This window comes from Bradyrhizobium sp. McL0616, from assembly GCF_049993385.1.
In the GTDB taxonomy this organism is placed as follows: Bacteria; Pseudomonadota; Alphaproteobacteria; order Rhizobiales; family Xanthobacteraceae; genus Bradyrhizobium.
On the sequence record NZ_CP188255.1, the window covers coordinates 3,860,057 to 3,874,916 of the forward strand.

Below are 14,860 nucleotides of genomic sequence, written 5' to 3' on the forward strand. Positions count from 1 at the left end.
GAAATCCCCGCAAGAACGCACTTTTTTGAGCCATGGGCACATCTTTGAGACCTGCACACATCGATTTACCTGCCACGCCGATGCCGGATCGCGACCATTCCGACTGCCGCGGCGTCGCCTCGATCCTGGCGCGCGTCGGCGACAAATGGAGCGTGTTCGTGATCATGATGCTCAGCGACGGGCCAAAGCGCTTCAATGAGCTCAAGCGCATGATCAACGGCATCTCGCAGCGGATGCTGACCCTGACCTTGCGTGGGCTGGAGCGCGACGGCCTCGTCACGCGCACGATCTTCCCGACCATTCCCCCGCGCGTCGATTACGAGCTGACCGATCTCGGCCGCGGGCTCCAGCTGCCGGTGAAGGCGCTCGGCGAGTGGGCGATCGCGCATCAGGAGCAGATCGCGGCGGCGCGCACGCGGTTCGACGAGCGCAACACCCCTTAAAGTAACGAGACAAGACCGCCGCCGTGGCGTTCGAGCCGGCCGGCGAGTTCGAGCTCCAGCAGCACCGTGCGCACGATCGCAGGCGAGGCGCCGGACATCCGCACGAGATCGTCGATCGAGATCGGTGTGGGGCCGAGCAGGCTCGTGATCTGGTCGCGGTCATGCCCTTGCGGATCGCTCTCGAACGGTTCGCTGTCGGGCTCGCCGGCGGTGTGCATCAACGGCCGCTCCATGATCGGTGCGACTGCGTTGATGACGTCGGCAGCTTCCGTGACGAGCGTTGCGCCCTGCTTGATCAGATCATTGGTGCCGGCGGCGCGCGGATCGAGCGGCGAGCCGGGGACTGCAAACACCTCGCGGCCCTGTTCGGCGGCCATGCGCGCAGTGATCAGCGAGCCCGAGCGATGCGCCGCCTCAACCACGACCACGCCGAGCGAGGCACCCGAGATCAGCCGGTTGCGGCGCGGGAAATCGCGGGCGCGCGGCTCATGGCCGAGCGGCATTTCGGAGATCGCAGCGCCCTTGTGGTCGAGGATCGCTGTGAGCAGATCGCCATGCTCGGGCGGATAGATGCAGTCATGGCCGCCGGCGAGCACGGCGATCGTGCCGGTTTCGACGCTCGTGCGATGTGCGGCCTGGTCGACGCCGCGCGCCAGCCCCGAGATGATGACAAAGCCGGCTTCGCCGAGTTCGCGCGCGAGCTGGCCGGCAAACTTCAAGCCGGCGCCGGACGCGTTGCGCGAGCCGACGATCGCGATCATCGGCCGCATCAAGGTTTTTGTGTCGCCGCGCACGGCGAGCAGGGGCGGCGCGTCGTCGAGCGTTGCCAGCCGATCCGGATAGCCATCCTCGCCGGGCGCGAGCCAGGCGATGCCAAACTTGCGGCTCGCGGCGAGCTCGGCCTTCGCTTCATCCGCGCTACGGATACGCCCCGATCGCGCCGCGCCACCGCGGCGCGCCAGATCAGGCAGCCGCTCCAGCGCGGCCCGCGCGGTGCCGAAATGATCGACCAGCGACCGGAAGGTGCGCGGCCCGACATTGTCGGAGCGGATCAGCCGCAGGCGGTCGATCCTGTCAGCTTCGCTCAGCTCCACACTCGGATTGATGGCGTCCACGGCGTCTCCTTGTGGATGCAGCATGGAACAACCAGAGGGCGTGGGCAATGGCGGCGTGTGTTTGATTGGGCTTCAATATAGTGCCGGAAGACCCGCCGCGGTCGACGGGTCTTCCGCGAACTTGTCCGCTCAGCGAGCGTGCGCCGCCTGAGCGACGCCGACACCGCCACGCGAGACGCGAGCGTCAAGACTGAGCGCGCCGGCGCCGAAGGCAAAGATCTGAAGCAGGCCGCCTGCCATCATCACGTTCTTGAGGAAATGGATCATCTGGTTCTGGTCGGCAAAGTTGTTGTGGAACGCGGCTGCCGCGGCGAGCGAGAAGATGGCGAGCGCCAGCGCGACCGACCGGGCCTGATAGCCTGCGATCAGCAGGAGACCGCCGCCGAGTTCGACGAGCACTGCGATCGCATAGGCCAACGGGGGCACCGGCAATCCGGCAGAGGCGATGTAAGCGGTCGTCGCACCATAAGCGGTGAGCTTGCCGAAGCCAGTCAACACGAATGGGAGGCCGATCAGCAGCCGGCCAACGAGGGAAGCATAACGGGTCGTATCCATGGTAGTCGCTCCTGTGCTTGGGTTGAGGTCCGGTGGCGGTGCGCCGCAAGGCCCTTTGTCGTGTCCTCAAACTGGCCCGATCGAATTGCGACCGAAATAGAAATGGTTGAAAGTCACCGTTTCCATTTTTGATCCTTTCGGTGTGGCGCCCGCGGTGACGAATGCTCTGGTCGAACCGCTGATTTCTCTCGATTCCACTCATGGATCGGCCGCGTCCACGTGCGCTTGCGCGACCTCGTCCCGATGCTAAAAGCGATGGCAATAAGAAGGGTACTGCCATGATCTCACTTGCCGACCTCCAGCGCCGCATCGATAGCGGCGAGCTCTCGCCCGACGCAGCCATCGCTCAATCGCACGCGGCAATCGAGGCGAAAGAGAAGGACGTCCACGCCTTCGTCCGTCATGACAAGTCGGCCAAGGCACAAGTCTCGGGCCCGCTGCGCGGCATCGCAGTCGGTATCAAGGACATCATCGACACCGCCGATTTCCCGACCGAGATGGGCTCGCAGATCTATCGCGGCTGGCAGCCGCGCGCGGACGCGCCGGTCGTGATGATGCTGAAGCGGGCCGGCGCCACCATCATCGGCAAGACCACGACGACCGCGTTCGCCTCGCGCGATCCGACGCCGACGCTCAATCCGCACAACCTCGGCCATACGCCGGGCGGCTCGTCTTCGGGCTCGGCCGCAGCTGTCGGCGCCGGCATGATCCCGCTGGCGCTGGGCACCCAGACCGGTGGCTCGGTGATCCGGCCGGCGGCCTATTGCGGCGCTGCCGCGATCAAGCCGTCGTTCCGCATGCTGCCGACCATCGGCGTCAAATGCTACTCATGGGCGCTCGACACGGTCGGTCTGTTCGGCGCCCGCGCCGAGGATCTCGCGCGCGGACTTTTGGCGATGACCGGCCGCACCGAATTCTCCGGCATCGGCCCGGCCAAGCCGCCGCGCATCGGCGTGGTCAGGCAGGAGTTTGCCGAGGCCGTCGAGCCGGCCGCAGAGCAGGGCTTGCAGGCCGCGATCAAGGCGGCCGAGCGCGCCGGCGCCAGCGTTGTGACCATCGACTTGCCCGAGACGGTGAAAGAAGCCTGGCGTATCCACCCCATCATCCAGGATTTTGAGGCGCATCGCGCACTCGCCTGGGAGTTTTCCGAGCGGCACGACGAGATCGCGCCGATGCTGCGCGAAAGTCTCGATGCCACGGTCGGGCTGACGCCGAAAGACTACGACGAGGCACGCCGGATCAGCCGCCATGGCCGCCGCGATCTCAGCGGCGTGTTCGACAACGTCGACGTGCTCTTGACCTATTCCGCGCCGGGCACCGCGCCGGCCAAAGAGCTCGCCTCGACCGGCTCGCCCCGTTACAACCGGCTCTGGACGCTGATGGGCAATCCTTGTGTCAACGTGCCGGTGCTGAAGGTCGGTGGCCTGCCGATCGGCGTGCAGGTGATCGCGCGCTTCGGCAATGATCCCGGGGCGCTTGCAGCGGCGTGGTTCCTGGAGGATGCGCTGGCGAAATCAGGCTAGCGCGGGTTCGGCTGACACAGCGCGATCGTCCGATGTGATCTGCGTTGTGGCCGCATTCGAACTTTGCCCGAGCCAGCGCTCGGCGGCTTCGCGGCCGCTCCGGTGCAACAGGCGGATGAAGCCGCGGCCGAGATCGGTGGACGAGCGCTGCGCAAGTCCGTCAACGCTGTCTTCGGCCGCGATCTTGAACAGCCGCAGCGAAGGCGCGGCGTGTGACTGAGCCCATTCGATCGCCGCGATCTCGGCATTGAGGGCGGCATTGGCCGCGATCTGGTCGAGCCGGCGGTCGATCGCGGCGAGCGTGATCGGCACATAGCTGTCCCGGGTCGGCGTGACCTGGACCAGCAGCACGTCCGTCGCCGCCGTTTCCTGCACCAGCTTGACCAGCGGCGGATTGCCGCCATCCCAATAGGCCTCGCCGTCGATCTCCACCGCGCAGTGGACCAGCGGCGGGCAGGTCGAGGCCAGCGCGACGTCGGTGGTCACGGCGTCGTTGCGAAAGATCTGCTGCTGCCCGTCGCGAATCCGCGTCGCCGCGATCAGCAGTTTTGGGCATTTCGCATCGAGCAGCGCGGCAAAATTGATGTCGCGCGACAGCGCCTGCCGCAGCGGATCGAGATCGAATGGATCGAACTGGCCGGAGCGCAAGGTCGGCCCGAACGCCACCGAGCTTCCCGCCGGCGAGAAGCCGCCAACCAGCATCAGCGAGCGGAACGAGGCCTCGTGCATCAGCCGGACCCAGAACCGGTTCAGCCGCGAACGAGCGCCTTCGCGGCCGCCTTCGGCGAGGCCGCAAGTCAGCAGCAGCGCGTTGATGGCGCCGGCGCTGGCGCCGCTGACGGTGTCGATCTCGATCGAGGGTTCTTCGAGGAGCCGCTCAAGCACACCCCAGGTGAAGGCGGCAAAGGTGCCGCCGCCCTGGAGCGCCAGCGACAGTTTTTTCGGCGGCCATTGCTCGGAGCCGACTTGGTCGCGTGCGACACGCGCGACCGCAGTTACGACCTCGACCGGCGCTTGCGCGACGGGAGCGGGCGGCGCTGGCGGTGAAACAGGCGTAGGCTTCGGAGCAGAAGGCGGCGAGGGCGCACCAGACCAGATGTCCGTTGCCGAGAGCAGCTGGCTTGCCGCGGTAGGCGCAGCACGTTGCGAACCAACCTCGATATGCGCGCCGACAATCTTCTCGCTCATTCTGAGCTACCGCCTAACGCCATTTCCGCTGTCAGGATGACAGGCGTGGAACTTGTCCGCCACCCTGCCGTGAGTCGGCCGCGAGTTGCGAACAAGATTTGGCAGATAATGCGGAGGCGCTGCGGCGGTATTCGTACTTTTTCCGGCCTTAGATTTTGTTTTGACGCGTTTTCTTGACGCGAACCGGTATCCACTTCGCTCGAAAACGCTCTACGCCGTCTCGCCGATCCGGCTTTCCTTGCCCGATTGCAAGCGCTTGATGTTCTCGCGATGCGCGTAGAACAGCAGCAGCGTCAGCACCACGGCCAGCGCTGCGAGCGCGAGGTGGCCGAACCACCACAGGAACAGCGGTGTGATGAAGGACGCCACCAGCGCCGAGAGCGAGGAATAGCGGGTGGTGAAGGCGGTAGCCAACCAGAGTACGCAGAACACGATTGCGGCGGGCCAGAACAATCCGAGCAGGATGCCGATATAGACGGCAACACCCTTGCCGCCTTTGAACTTGAGCCAGACCGGGAAGAGATGGCCGAGAAAGGCGCCGAGGCCTGCCACCATCGCGGCATTGGGACCGGCGATGTAGCCGGCGATCACCACCGCCGCGGTGCCCTTGAGCGCGTCGAACAGCAGCGTTGCCGCGGCGAGGCCCTTGCGACCCGTGCGCAGCACGTTGGTGGCGCCGATGCTGCCGGAGCCGATCGAGCGCAGATCCTGCGTGCCGGCGAGCTTCGTGAGAATCAGCCCGAACGGAATCGAGCCGAGCAGGTAGCCGATGACGAAGGCCACCGGCAGGAATGCTTCAAGCCCCATCACGGCATCTCCATGCTGAACTGCGACGCCACGCATGATCACGCCTTGATGCGTTGTCATGGCACGGGGCGACGCCCGAAACCGTCACCCTAGACATGCTCGTAAACCGTCCGCCCGCCGACAATGGTGCGCACGACGCGGCCTGTAAAGCGGGCTTCGTCGAACGGCGTATTCTTGCAGGGCGATTTGAGCTCGGCCGGATCGACGACCCAGGGGACGTCGGGGTCGATCACGATAACATCCGCGGGGGCGCCGGTGCGCAGGGTTCCGCCGGGCAGGCCCAGGATCTCGGCCGGCCGGGTCGACATCGCCCGGATCAGCGTCTTCAGGTCGAGCTCGTCATTGTGCACGAGGCGAAGGCCCGCGGGCAGCATGGTCTCGAGCCCGATCGCGCCGGGGGCAGCTTCCGCGAACGGCAGGCGCTTGACCTCGACGTCCTGCGGATTGTGGTCGGACATGATGACGTCGACGAGGCCGGATGCGACGGCTGCGACCATCGCGCGGCGATCGTCTTCGGTGCGCAGCGGCGGCGACAGCTTCAGGAACGAGCGGTAGGGGCCGATGTCGTTCTCGTTCAGCGCAAGATGGTTGATCGAGACCGAGGCGCTGACGGCGAGGCCGGCATCGCGGGCGCGCTTCAGGACCTCGAGCGAGTCGATGCAGGACAGCGACGCCGCGTGATAGCGCCCGCCGGTGAGCGCGACGAGGCGCATGTCGCGCTCCAGCATCACGGCTTCGGCGGCGTTCGGGATGCCCACCAGGCCGAGCCGGCTCGCGAACTCGCCCTCGTTCATCACGCCTTCGCCGACGAGATCGGGATCCTCGGTGTAGTGCACGATCAGCGCGTCGAAATCGCGGGCGTAGGTCAGCGCGCGGCGCATCACCTGCGCATTGGTCACGCTTTTGTCGCTGTCGCTGAAGGCGATGGCGCCGGCGGCCTTGAGCAGACCGAACTCGGTCATCTCCTCGCCGCGCATGCCCTTGGTCAGCGCCGCCATCGGCTGGATGTTGACGATCGCGGTGTCGCGGGCGCGGCGCATCACGAAGTCCACCGTCGCCGAATTGTCGATGACGGGCGAGGTATCGGGCTGGCAGATGATGGTGGTGATGCCGCCGGTCGCAGCCGCCTGGCTCGCGGACGCAAAGGTCTCGCGATGGCTGAAGCCGGGCTCGCCGACGAAGGCGCGCATGTCGATCAGGCCGGGCGCCACGATCTTGCCGGCGCAGTTGACGACGTCGGTGCCCTCGGGGACGCCGGCCGCTCCAATGCCGCGGCGGGTCTCGCGGATGATTCCGTCGGCAATCAGGACGTCGCCGGGGCCGTCGAAATCCCGCGAGGGATCGACGACGCGGGCGTTGGCGAGCAGGATGGGGCGGCGGTCAGTCAGCATGAGCATCACGCGTTCGGCAGGTTGCGGGCGAGCGCTTCGAGCACGGCCATGCGCACGGCCACGCCCATCTCCACCTGTTCGCGGATCAGCGATTGCGCGCCGTCGGCGACCGCAGTGTCGATCTCGACGCCGCGATTCATCGGGCCGGGATGCATTACCAGCGCGTCAGGCTTGGCGTAAGCGAGCTTCTTCTGATCAAGCCCGAAATAATGGAAGTACTCGGAGGTTGACGGTACGAAGGAGCCGTTCATGCGCTCGCGCTGCAGCCGCAGCATCATGACGATGTCGGCGCCGTTGAGCCCCTCGCGCATGTCGCGCGCAACTTCGACACCCATCCGTTCGAGACCCGGCGGCAGCAATGTGGTCGGGCCGACCACACGGACGCGCGCGCCCATGGTGTTGAGCAGGATGATGTTGGAGCGGGCAACGCGCGAATGCAGCACATCGCCGCAGATCGCGACCACGAGGCCCTCGATCCGGCCCTTGTTGCGGCGGATGGTCAGCGCGTCCAGCAGCGCCTGCGTCGGATGCTCGTGCGCGCCGTCGCCGGCATTGATCACGGAACCGTCAACCTTGCGGGCCAGCAGTTCCACCGCGCCGGAGGCGTGATGCCGCACCACCAGGATGTCCGGGTGCATGGCGTTCAGCGTCATGGCGGTGTCGACCAGCGTCTCGCCCTTTTTCATGGACGAGGAGGACACCGACATGTTCATGACGTCGGCGCCCAGACGTTTTCCGGCGAGCTCGAACGAGGACTGGGTCCGCGTCGAGGCCTCGAAAAACAGGTTTACCTGCGTCCGTCCACGCAGGACGGTGCGCTTCTTGTCAACCTGGCGGTTGAGCTCGACATATTCTTCGGACAGGTCGAGGAGGCCGGTGATGTCGGCCGCGGAAAGGCCCTCGATGCCCAGCAAATGCCGGTGGCCGAGGACGAAGGTCGATTTCGATGTCATTAAAACGAGAGCTATAGGCTGGGATGGCTGGGGGGGCAAGGGCCAATGCCGGGGCGGGGAGTTATCCCCTGATCTGTCGGTCTTGTCGGTGTGGTGCGCCCAACTTGACCTGCCTCCGTCATGCCCGGGCTTGTCCCGGGCATCCACGATCTTCTATCGCATTTGACGTAAAAAGGCCGTGGATGGCCGGGACAAGCCCGGCCATGACGATGTGGATGGACCTCGTGAAATCAATTCGATTGGCAATCATCGCGATCGCGACCGCCTCATCTGCTTCAGCCCAATCGCTCCCCGGCGGCTTCGTCTATTTGCGCGACATCGACCCCAGCATCATCCAGGACATCCGCTACGCCAGTGCCAACAATTTCATCGGCCGTCCGATGAGCGGCTACGGCGCGGGCGAGTGCGTGGTGAAGCGGGAGGTGGGGTTGCGGCTGAAGACCGTTCAGCAAGACCTGGCGGCGCAAAATCTGTCGCTGAAGATGTTCGACTGCTACCGGCCGGCGCGGGCCTCGCTCGACATGGTGAAGTGGTCGCAGAACGGCCGCGAGACCGCCGCCGAGCGGCGCTACAATCCGAAGATCCCCAAGACCGAGCTGTTCCGCCTCGGCTACATCGCGAGCCGCTCGCAGCATTCGACCGGTGCTGCGCTCGACCTGACGCTGGTCGATCTCAAAGCTGACAATTCCGCCAAGCCCGATCCGTCAAAAACCTATGCCGACTGCACCGCGCCGGTCGAGGCGCGCATCCCGGAAGGCAGCGTCGACATGGGCACCGGCTATGATTGCACCGACGCGAAGGGGCATACGGCAGCACCGTCGATCACGGCCGATCAGCGCGCCTGGCGCAAGCGGCTGCTCGCTGCGATGGCGAAGCAAGGCTTTGTGAACTATTCGAAGGAGTGGTGGCATTTTTCCCTGCCGGGGGCGGGCGGGGCGGCCTATGATTTCCCGATCCAGCCGCGGCGGAACTGATTCCGGCCGCAGGAAAGCGTCATGACCGAGCCCAGCCTCGCGACCCCCGAAGTCTTCAATGATCCGCCGCTCACCGTGACGCCCGCGAATGTAGCGCCACGCGTCTGGAAATTCTGGGGCACCGCGCTGTGGGGCCTGCTCATCTTCATCGCGATGTTCGTCGGCCAGGTCGGGGCGATCCTGCTGCTGGTGGCGCTGCGCGGCCTTCCCTTCGACATGGCCTCGATCCAGCTCGTCGGCCGCGAGCCGCAGGCGCTGGCGCTGTCGGTGATCATGGGTCTGCCCACGACGCTGGCAATGGTGTGGCTCGCCATCCGCATCAAGAAGGCCTCCTTCGTCGATTATCTGGCGCTGCATTGGCCGTCCTGGAAACAGCTGCTGTTCGGTGCCGTCGGTCTCATCGTGATCGTGCTGGCCTGGGAGGTGGTATCGCGATCGCTGGGCCGCGAGGCGACGCCAGGCTTCATGACCGATCTCTTGAAATCGGGCCGCGACAAGGGCGCCGCGCTGTTGCTGCTGATCGCCTTCAGCGTGGCCGCCCCGATGTCGGAAGAAGTTCTCGCGCGGGGCTTCCTCTTCCGCGGTTGGTCGGCGAGCTTCCTGCGCGTGCCCGGCGCGATCATCCTGTCGTCACTGGTGTGGACGGCGGTGCATCTGCAATACGACATGTACTTCCTCGCCGAAGTCTTCTCGATCGGCGTCTGGTTCGGCTATATGCGCCATCGCGCCAACTCGCTCTGGCTCACGATCGCGCTGCATGCGCTGAACAACATGACGGCCGTGGTGCTGACGATGTGGCTGGGGAGTTAGCCCTTACGCCACCAGCGCGATCGCAATCGGCATCGTGATCGCGGCCAAGATCGTCTGCAGCGTGATGATTTGCGCCAGCAGCGGCGCATCGCCGCCCATCTGGCGGGCCAGCACGTAAGCGCTGGGTGAGGTCGGCACCGCCGCGCAGATCGCGACGATGGCGAGGCTGTCGCCGGAGAGGCCGAACCAGGCGGCCAGCACCAGCGCGAGCACGGGCATCAGCACCAGCTTGAACGCCACGCCGAGCGTTGCGCTCACGCTTGGGCGGAGCAGGCCCTTGAGCTGGAGACCGGCGCCGGTGACGAGCAGGCCGATGGCGAGTGAGGAACGGCCGAGCGCGTCGGCGACCTCGTGCCAGATCTTTGGCAGCGGCAAATGGATGACGTTGATGAAGAGGCCGATGGCGCAGGCCCAGATCAAGGGATTGCGGATCACCGTCATGACGATCGCGCGTGCGGATTGTTTTTCCGGCGATGCGTAGTGCGCGAGCACGGCGACGCTGAACACGTTGACCAGCGGAATGATCGCGACCATGGCGACCGAGGCCAGCGCCAGCCCGACGTCGCCGAACATGTTGGCGGAGACCGACAGCGCCACATAGGTCTGCCAGCGCGTCGCGCCCTGGAAGATCGAGGTGAAGGCCGGGCCGTCGATGTCGAGTCGCGCCAGCGCCGGGCGCAGCGCAAGGCAGAGCAGCGACATTGCGAGCGCGGAGAGCAGCAGCGCACCGCCGACGCCTGCGACCGGCACCTTGGTGAGGTCGGCCTTCACCAGCGTCTGGATCAGCAGCATCGGGAACAGCACGAAATAGGTCAGCCGCTCCAGCCCGTGCCATTGCGTGTCGAGCCGCATCAGGCTGCGCCTGAGCACGACGCCGAGCACGATGAGGATGAAGACCGGCAGCAGCGCCGCGATCACGACGATCATGGATCAGCCAGCTTCTGCGCGAAGATTGGCGAGCCGGTCGAGCGCGCCTTGCAGGATGAAGATCGCGGCGTGCTCGTCGATGACTTCGGCACGCTTAGCGCGGCTGACGTCCATGCCGATCAGCTCGCGCTCGACCGCCACGGTCGAGAGCCGCTCGTCCCACAGGCCGATGGGGAGCGTGGTGAGGCCGGCAAGGTTGCGGGCGAAGGCGCGGGTCGACTGTGCGCGCGGGCCTTCGCTGCCGTCCATGTTGATGGGCAGGCCGAGCACGAAGCCGACGGCCTTGCGTTCGGCTGCGATCGCAAGAAGGCGGGCGGCGTCCTGCTTGAACGCCTTGCGCTGGATGGTCTCGACGCCGGTAGCCAGCCGCCGGTCCGGGTTGGACACCGCGACGCCAATGGTCTTGGTGCCAAGATCAAGGCCGACCAGCCCGCCGCGCTCGGGCCAGTGGGTTGCAGCATCGATCAGAGGCAGGATAAGAGCCGGCATGGTCTAGCGCATATCACGCGTCGCGCTGCGGAGTGAACCGGGAACATGGATGCCTTGACGTTATTCGGCCTGTTTGCCGTCATCGCGATGCTGGTCTGCTATGCCCTCGAGGATCGCAGCCACTGGTTCGTGCTGTTCTTCGCCGCCTCTTGTGTGCTCGGCTCGGCCTACGGCTTTCTGCAAGGGGCCTGGCCGTTCGGCCTGGTCGAGGCGATCTGGGCCGTCGTTGCACTGCGGCGGTGGCATCTCAGGCCGCGATGATTTCGTCTTCTTTCTTGAGGCAGGCGATGAGGCCGCTGAGCGCGCTATATTGATGTGCGGCGCGGCGTTGGATGAACAGCGTCTCGACGCGGGCATGAGCAGGGCTCAGCGTATGGATCGACACGCTGCCGTTCATGGCGCTGCGCTCGACCACGGCGCGCGGCAACAGCGTCACGCCCATGTCGGCGGCGACGCAGCCGATCATGCCGTCGAGCGTGCCGAGCTCGAAGCGCGCCGCCGAGGGCCAGCCGAACTCGACAAAAATCTGTTCGAGCCGTTGGCGATAGGTGCAGCCGGTCCGAAACGCGAGCGCCGTCGGGCCGGATTCCGGCGTGGCGGTGCGCAGCTCGGCAAGCGAAGCCCAGCGCCGCGCGCTGACCAGCACCAGCTCTTCGCGGAATGCGCTGGTCGCGGTGAGGTCGGCATGCGCGATCGGGCCTGCGACGAAGGCGCCGTCGAACGTGCCGTCGAGCACGCCTGCGACGAGATCGGCGGTGGTCGCGGTGCGCAGACTCAGCCGCACGGCGGGGAAGCGGCGATGGAAATCGGCCAGCAGCGGCGGCAGCCGCACCGCGGCCGTGGTCTCCATCGAGCCGATCGCGAGCGGTCCCTTCGGCTCGCCATCGTCGCGCGCGGCGAGCACAGCCTCGCGCGACAACGCGGTCATCCGCTGCGCGTAGGGCAATAGTCTTTTGCCGGCCCCGGTCAGGGTCATGCCGCGGCTGTGGCGCTCGAACAGCGGCGTGCCGATCTCGGCCTCGAGCGCCTTGACGCGCTGGGTGACATTCGATTGCACCGTGTTGAGCTCTTCGGCAGCGCGGGTGATGCCGCCGGTGCGGGCGACCGCGGCGAAGGTCTGGATGTCGCTGAGTTCCATGGCATCGTTTCGTTTTTGTGATGGCAGCATTCGCTAGAATTCAATTTTCGAGAATGTTATTCCCGCCTAAGGTGTCTGTCGAGAGTGGAGGAGCCATGCCGATCACCACGCCGCTGACCCAGCTCCTGGGCATCAAGCATCCGATCCTGCAGGCGCCGATGGATACGATCGCAGGGACGCGGCTGACCCGTGCCGTGAGCGAGGCCGGCGGCTTCGGGATTTTGGGCGGCGGCTACGGCGATCGAGCGCGGCTCGAGGCCGAGGCGAGGGAGCTCCGCGGCTTTGCCCCGTTCGGCATCGGCTTCATCACCTGGAGCCTGGCAAAGCAGTCAGAGCTTCTCGACATCGCGCTGGACGCGCATCCGCAAGCCATCATGCTGTCGTTCGGCGATCCCGCGCCGTTTGCGCCGCGTATCAAGGCGCGCGGCGTGCGGTTGATCTGCCAGGTGCAGAGCGAGGAGATGGCGAAGCAGGCGCTCGATGCCGGCGCGGACATCCTGATCGGGCAAGGCACCGAAGCCGGCGGCCACGGCGCGTCGCGCACCACGGTCGATATCGTGCCGGCGATCGTCGATCTTGCGGCCGGGCGCGTGCCGGTCGTTGCCGCCGGCGGGATCGCCGATGGCCGCGGTCTGGCGGCGATGATGATGCTCGGCGCATCCGGGGTGCTGATCGGCACGCGTTTTTATGCGAGCGTCGAGGCCAATGGCGCGGAGGAAGCGAAGCAGCGCATCCGCGCGGCTGATGGCAATGACACCGTGCGCGGCGTGGTCCCCGACTGGTCGCGACAACTGTTCTGGCCGGCTCCGTTCACCGCGCGCACGCTGGTCAACGACCATATCAAGAGCTGGACCGGCCGCGAGATCGAGCTGATGCAGCGCGCGGGCGAAGTTGCGGTAGAATATATGGCGGCCAAGGCCGCTGGCAATTTCGAGGTCGCGGCCGTGTTTGCCGGCGAAGCGGTCGGACTGATCCATGATATTCCGCCCGCGGCAGAGATCGTCGAGCGGATTGCGCTTGAGGCCGAGCAGCTGCTCGCCGGCCGGCGTAACTCCGTCGCATCGCTCGCCTGAATAAGAGAGAAAACCCATGTGGCCTGACCGTCGACTGATCGATCTCTTCAAGACCGAATTCCCGATCGTGCTGGCGCCGATGGCCGGCGTGATGGATGCGGAGCTCGTGATTGCCGCCGCGCAAGGTGGTGCGCTGGGATCACTGCCCTGCGCAATGCTGTCGGCGGAGAAGGCGCGCGAGCAGGTCAATCTCATCCGCCAGCGCGTGACAGCTCCGGTCAATTTGAACTTCTTCTGCCACACGCCGGTCGAACTCGATGCCGCGTCCGAGGCGCGCTGGAAACAGCGGCTCGCGGGCTATTACAAGGAGCATGGCCTCGATCCGGCCACGCCGATCGCTGCGGCGAACCGCGCGCCGTTCGATGCAGCCTTCTGCGACGTCGTCGAGGAGCTGAAGCCCGAAATCGTCAGCTTCCATTTCGGCCTGCCTGACGCGCCGCTGCTCAAGCGCGTCAAGGCGGCCGGCTGCCTCGTCATCTCGTCGGCGACCACGGTGAAGGAAGCGGTCTGGCTTGAGCAGCGCGGCGTCGATGCCATCATTGCGCAAGGTGCGGAAGCCGGCGGCCATCGCGGCATGTTCCTGACCGAGAACATCGCCGAGCAGCTCGGCACCTTCGCGCTGGTGCCGCAGATCGTGGATGCGGTAAAGCTGCCGGTCATCGCGGCTGGCGGCATCGCGGACGGGCGCGGCATTGCCGCAGCCTTCGCGCTCGGTGCGGCCGGCGTGCAGATCGGCAGTGCCTATCTGCGCTGCCCGGAATCCAAGGTCAGCGCCGGAGGCCGCAAGGCGCTTGCCGAGGCGGGGGACGATTCCACCGTCATCACCAATGTGATGACGGGCCGGCCCGCGCGTGGCGTCCAGAACCGCCTGATGCGCGAGGTCGGACCGATCTCGCCGGATGCGCCCGCGTTTCCCCATGCGGCGACCGCGCTGGGGCCGCTGAAGGCGGCTGCTGAAAAGCAGGGCAGGGTAGATTTCACCAATCTCTGGGCCGGACAGGCCGTGGCCCTGGGCCGCGAGGTCCCGGCGGCCGAATTGACCCGAGATCTTGCGAAATCGGCCTTGGCTCGCCTGCGCCAGATGGCGGGCTAGCGCGCAGCGCCGGTTGCGGCGCAAAAGCGGCCTCTGCTATACGGCACATAGGTTTTGCCGTGAGAGGCCTTATATAATGTCCGTCGACGCCGCTACCGTCCGCCGCATCGCGCATCTGGCGCGCATCGCTGTTTCCGAGGACGAGGTTCCGCATTTACAGGGCGAGCTCAACGCCATGCTCGCCTTTGTCGAGCAGCTCTCGGAGGTCAATGTCGAGGGCGTGGAGCCCATGACCTCGGTCACCCCGATGCAGATGAGGAAGCGGGCCGACGTGGTCAATGACGGCGAGATCGCCGACGATATCGTTGCCAATGCGCCCGCGACCGAAGGTCACTTCTTCCTGGTGCCCAAGGTTGTTGAGTAATTCAATTCAGGACGCCG

General features: G+C 66.1%; 17 protein-coding genes. 8 read left to right on the plus strand and 9 right to left on the minus strand.

Features of this window, described 5'->3' with window-relative positions:
- The first annotated feature begins 32 nt into the window (after positions 1-32).
- Positions 33-443: a winged helix-turn-helix transcriptional regulator gene (locus ACPPVR_RS18660; protein ID WP_426615623.1), complete on the plus strand. Its 411-nt coding sequence runs from the start codon at positions 33-35 to the stop codon at positions 441-443.
- Here the strand turns inward: ACPPVR_RS18660 and dprA are convergent.
- Both dprA and ACPPVR_RS18670 read right to left on the minus strand, forming a co-directional pair.
- Positions 440-1,582, minus strand: coding sequence for a DNA-processing protein DprA (gene dprA / locus ACPPVR_RS18665; RefSeq protein WP_426615624.1), 1,143 nt, complete (start codon positions 1,580-1,582; stop codon positions 440-442). The genes ACPPVR_RS18660 and dprA overlap by 4 nt on opposite strands.
- Positions 1,583-1,687: 105 nt before the next feature.
- On the minus strand, positions 1,688-2,113 hold the full coding sequence (locus tag ACPPVR_RS18670; protein ID WP_426615625.1) for a DoxX family protein: 426 nt from the start codon (positions 2,111-2,113) through the stop codon (positions 1,688-1,690).
- 278 nt (positions 2,114-2,391) lie between these two features.
- Here ACPPVR_RS18670 and ACPPVR_RS18675 point away from each other — a divergent pair, with 278 nt between their 5' ends.
- Positions 2,392-3,636, plus strand: coding sequence for an amidase (locus tag ACPPVR_RS18675; protein ID WP_426615626.1), 1,245 nt, complete (start codon positions 2,392-2,394; stop codon positions 3,634-3,636).
- Here ACPPVR_RS18675 and ACPPVR_RS18680 read toward each other — a convergent pair.
- From ACPPVR_RS18680 to ACPPVR_RS18695, 4 genes are all read right to left on the minus strand, one after another.
- On the minus strand, positions 3,628-4,824 hold the full coding sequence (locus ACPPVR_RS18680; protein ID WP_426615627.1) for a patatin-like phospholipase family protein: 1,197 nt from the start codon (positions 4,822-4,824) through the stop codon (positions 3,628-3,630). The genes ACPPVR_RS18675 and ACPPVR_RS18680 overlap by 9 nt on opposite strands.
- A gap of 210 nt (positions 4,825-5,034) precedes the next feature.
- Positions 5,035-5,631, minus strand: a complete 597-nt coding sequence (gene plsY / locus ACPPVR_RS18685) for a glycerol-3-phosphate 1-O-acyltransferase PlsY (protein ID WP_426616133.1) — start codon at positions 5,629-5,631, stop codon at positions 5,035-5,037.
- 89 nt (positions 5,632-5,720) lie between these two features.
- The gene (locus ACPPVR_RS18690) at positions 5,721-7,022 is read right to left on the minus strand and encodes a dihydroorotase (protein ID WP_426616134.1); all 1,302 of its coding nucleotides are present in this window, start codon (positions 7,020-7,022) and stop codon (positions 5,721-5,723) included.
- A 5-nt stretch (positions 7,023-7,027) separates the two neighbouring features.
- The gene (locus ACPPVR_RS18695; protein WP_369723252.1) at positions 7,028-7,975 is read right to left on the minus strand and encodes an aspartate carbamoyltransferase catalytic subunit; all 948 of its coding nucleotides are present in this window, start codon (positions 7,973-7,975) and stop codon (positions 7,028-7,030) included.
- Between the two features lie 215 nt (positions 7,976-8,190).
- On the opposite strand from ACPPVR_RS18695, the gene ACPPVR_RS18700 reads away from it, so the two are divergent.
- Positions 8,191-8,949: a M15 family metallopeptidase gene (locus ACPPVR_RS18700; protein ID WP_426616135.1), complete on the plus strand. Its 759-nt coding sequence runs from the start codon at positions 8,191-8,193 to the stop codon at positions 8,947-8,949.
- Positions 8,950-8,970: 21 nt separating this feature from the next.
- Complete coding sequence (locus ACPPVR_RS18705; protein WP_426615628.1) at positions 8,971-9,759, plus strand: CPBP family intramembrane glutamic endopeptidase; 789 nt, start codon at positions 8,971-8,973, stop codon at positions 9,757-9,759.
- 3 nt (positions 9,760-9,762) lie between these two features.
- On the opposite strand, the gene ACPPVR_RS18710 is transcribed toward ACPPVR_RS18705, so the two are convergent.
- Positions 9,763-10,686, minus strand: a complete 924-nt coding sequence (locus ACPPVR_RS18710; RefSeq protein ID WP_426615629.1) for an AEC family transporter — start codon at positions 10,684-10,686, stop codon at positions 9,763-9,765.
- A 3-nt stretch (positions 10,687-10,689) separates the two neighbouring features.
- Positions 10,690-11,175, minus strand: a complete 486-nt coding sequence (gene ruvX / locus ACPPVR_RS18715; RefSeq protein WP_426615630.1) for a Holliday junction resolvase RuvX — start codon at positions 11,173-11,175, stop codon at positions 10,690-10,692.
- A 45-nt stretch (positions 11,176-11,220) separates the two neighbouring features.
- On the opposite strand from ruvX, the gene ACPPVR_RS18720 reads away from it, so the two are divergent.
- The gene (locus tag ACPPVR_RS18720; protein WP_426615631.1) at positions 11,221-11,436 is read left to right on the plus strand and encodes a hypothetical protein; all 216 of its coding nucleotides are present in this window, start codon (positions 11,221-11,223) and stop codon (positions 11,434-11,436) included.
- Here ACPPVR_RS18720 and ACPPVR_RS18725 read toward each other — a convergent pair.
- Positions 11,423-12,313, minus strand: coding sequence for a LysR substrate-binding domain-containing protein (locus ACPPVR_RS18725; RefSeq protein ID WP_426615632.1), 891 nt, complete (start codon positions 12,311-12,313; stop codon positions 11,423-11,425). The genes ACPPVR_RS18720 and ACPPVR_RS18725 overlap by 14 nt on opposite strands.
- Positions 12,314-12,408: 95 nt before the next feature.
- Here ACPPVR_RS18725 and ACPPVR_RS18730 point away from each other — a divergent pair, with 95 nt between their 5' ends.
- The 3 genes from ACPPVR_RS18730 to gatC all read left to right on the plus strand — a co-directional run bounded on the left by ACPPVR_RS18730 (position 12,409) and on the right by gatC (position 14,843).
- Positions 12,409-13,386, plus strand: a complete 978-nt coding sequence (locus tag ACPPVR_RS18730) for an NAD(P)H-dependent flavin oxidoreductase (protein WP_426615633.1) — start codon at positions 12,409-12,411, stop codon at positions 13,384-13,386.
- Positions 13,387-13,402: 16 nt separating this feature from the next.
- Positions 13,403-14,479 carry an NAD(P)H-dependent flavin oxidoreductase gene (locus ACPPVR_RS18735; protein WP_426615634.1) on the plus strand — a complete coding sequence of 359 codons (1,077 nt, stop codon included), beginning with the start codon at positions 13,403-13,405 and terminating at the stop codon, positions 14,477-14,479.
- Positions 14,480-14,555: 76 nt separating this feature from the next.
- On the plus strand, positions 14,556-14,843 hold the full coding sequence (gene gatC, locus ACPPVR_RS18740) for an Asp-tRNA(Asn)/Glu-tRNA(Gln) amidotransferase subunit GatC (RefSeq protein WP_426615635.1): 288 nt from the start codon (positions 14,556-14,558) through the stop codon (positions 14,841-14,843).
- Positions 14,844-14,860 lie beyond the last annotated feature (17 nt).

What these genes read in the sequence shown, in the direction of transcription:
- ACPPVR_RS18660 (WP_426615623.1), top strand. Translation starts at nt 33, where the DNA reads ATGGGCACATCTTTGAGACCTGCACACATCGATTTACCTGCCACGCCG.
- dprA (WP_426615624.1), bottom strand. Translation starts at nt 1,582, where the DNA reads ATGCTGCATCCACAAGGAGACGCCGTGGACGCCATCAATCCGAGTGTG.
- ACPPVR_RS18670 (WP_426615625.1), bottom strand. Translation starts at nt 2,113, where the DNA reads ATGGATACGACCCGTTATGCTTCCCTCGTTGGCCGGCTGCTGATCGGC.
- ACPPVR_RS18675 (WP_426615626.1), top strand. Translation starts at nt 2,392, where the DNA reads ATGATCTCACTTGCCGACCTCCAGCGCCGCATCGATAGCGGCGAGCTC.
- ACPPVR_RS18680 (WP_426615627.1), bottom strand. Translation starts at nt 4,824, where the DNA reads ATGAGCGAGAAGATTGTCGGCGCGCATATCGAGGTTGGTTCGCAACGT.
- plsY (WP_426616133.1), bottom strand. Translation starts at nt 5,631, where the DNA reads ATGGGGCTTGAAGCATTCCTGCCGGTGGCCTTCGTCATCGGCTACCTG.
- ACPPVR_RS18690 (WP_426616134.1), bottom strand. Translation starts at nt 7,022, where the DNA reads ATGCTGACTGACCGCCGCCCCATCCTGCTCGCCAACGCCCGCGTCGTC.
- ACPPVR_RS18695 (WP_369723252.1), bottom strand. Translation starts at nt 7,975, where the DNA reads ATGACATCGAAATCGACCTTCGTCCTCGGCCACCGGCATTTGCTGGGC.
- ACPPVR_RS18700 (WP_426616135.1), top strand. Translation starts at nt 8,191, where the DNA reads ATGGACCTCGTGAAATCAATTCGATTGGCAATCATCGCGATCGCGACC.
- ACPPVR_RS18705 (WP_426615628.1), top strand. Translation starts at nt 8,971, where the DNA reads ATGACCGAGCCCAGCCTCGCGACCCCCGAAGTCTTCAATGATCCGCCG.
- ACPPVR_RS18710 (WP_426615629.1), bottom strand. Translation starts at nt 10,686, where the DNA reads ATGATCGTCGTGATCGCGGCGCTGCTGCCGGTCTTCATCCTCATCGTG.
- ruvX (WP_426615630.1), bottom strand. Translation starts at nt 11,175, where the DNA reads ATGCCGGCTCTTATCCTGCCTCTGATCGATGCTGCAACCCACTGGCCC.
- ACPPVR_RS18720 (WP_426615631.1), top strand. Translation starts at nt 11,221, where the DNA reads ATGGATGCCTTGACGTTATTCGGCCTGTTTGCCGTCATCGCGATGCTG.
- ACPPVR_RS18725 (WP_426615632.1), bottom strand. Translation starts at nt 12,313, where the DNA reads ATGGAACTCAGCGACATCCAGACCTTCGCCGCGGTCGCCCGCACCGGC.
- ACPPVR_RS18730 (WP_426615633.1), top strand. Translation starts at nt 12,409, where the DNA reads ATGCCGATCACCACGCCGCTGACCCAGCTCCTGGGCATCAAGCATCCG.
- ACPPVR_RS18735 (WP_426615634.1), top strand. Translation starts at nt 13,403, where the DNA reads ATGTGGCCTGACCGTCGACTGATCGATCTCTTCAAGACCGAATTCCCG.
- gatC (WP_426615635.1), top strand. Translation starts at nt 14,556, where the DNA reads ATGTCCGTCGACGCCGCTACCGTCCGCCGCATCGCGCATCTGGCGCGC.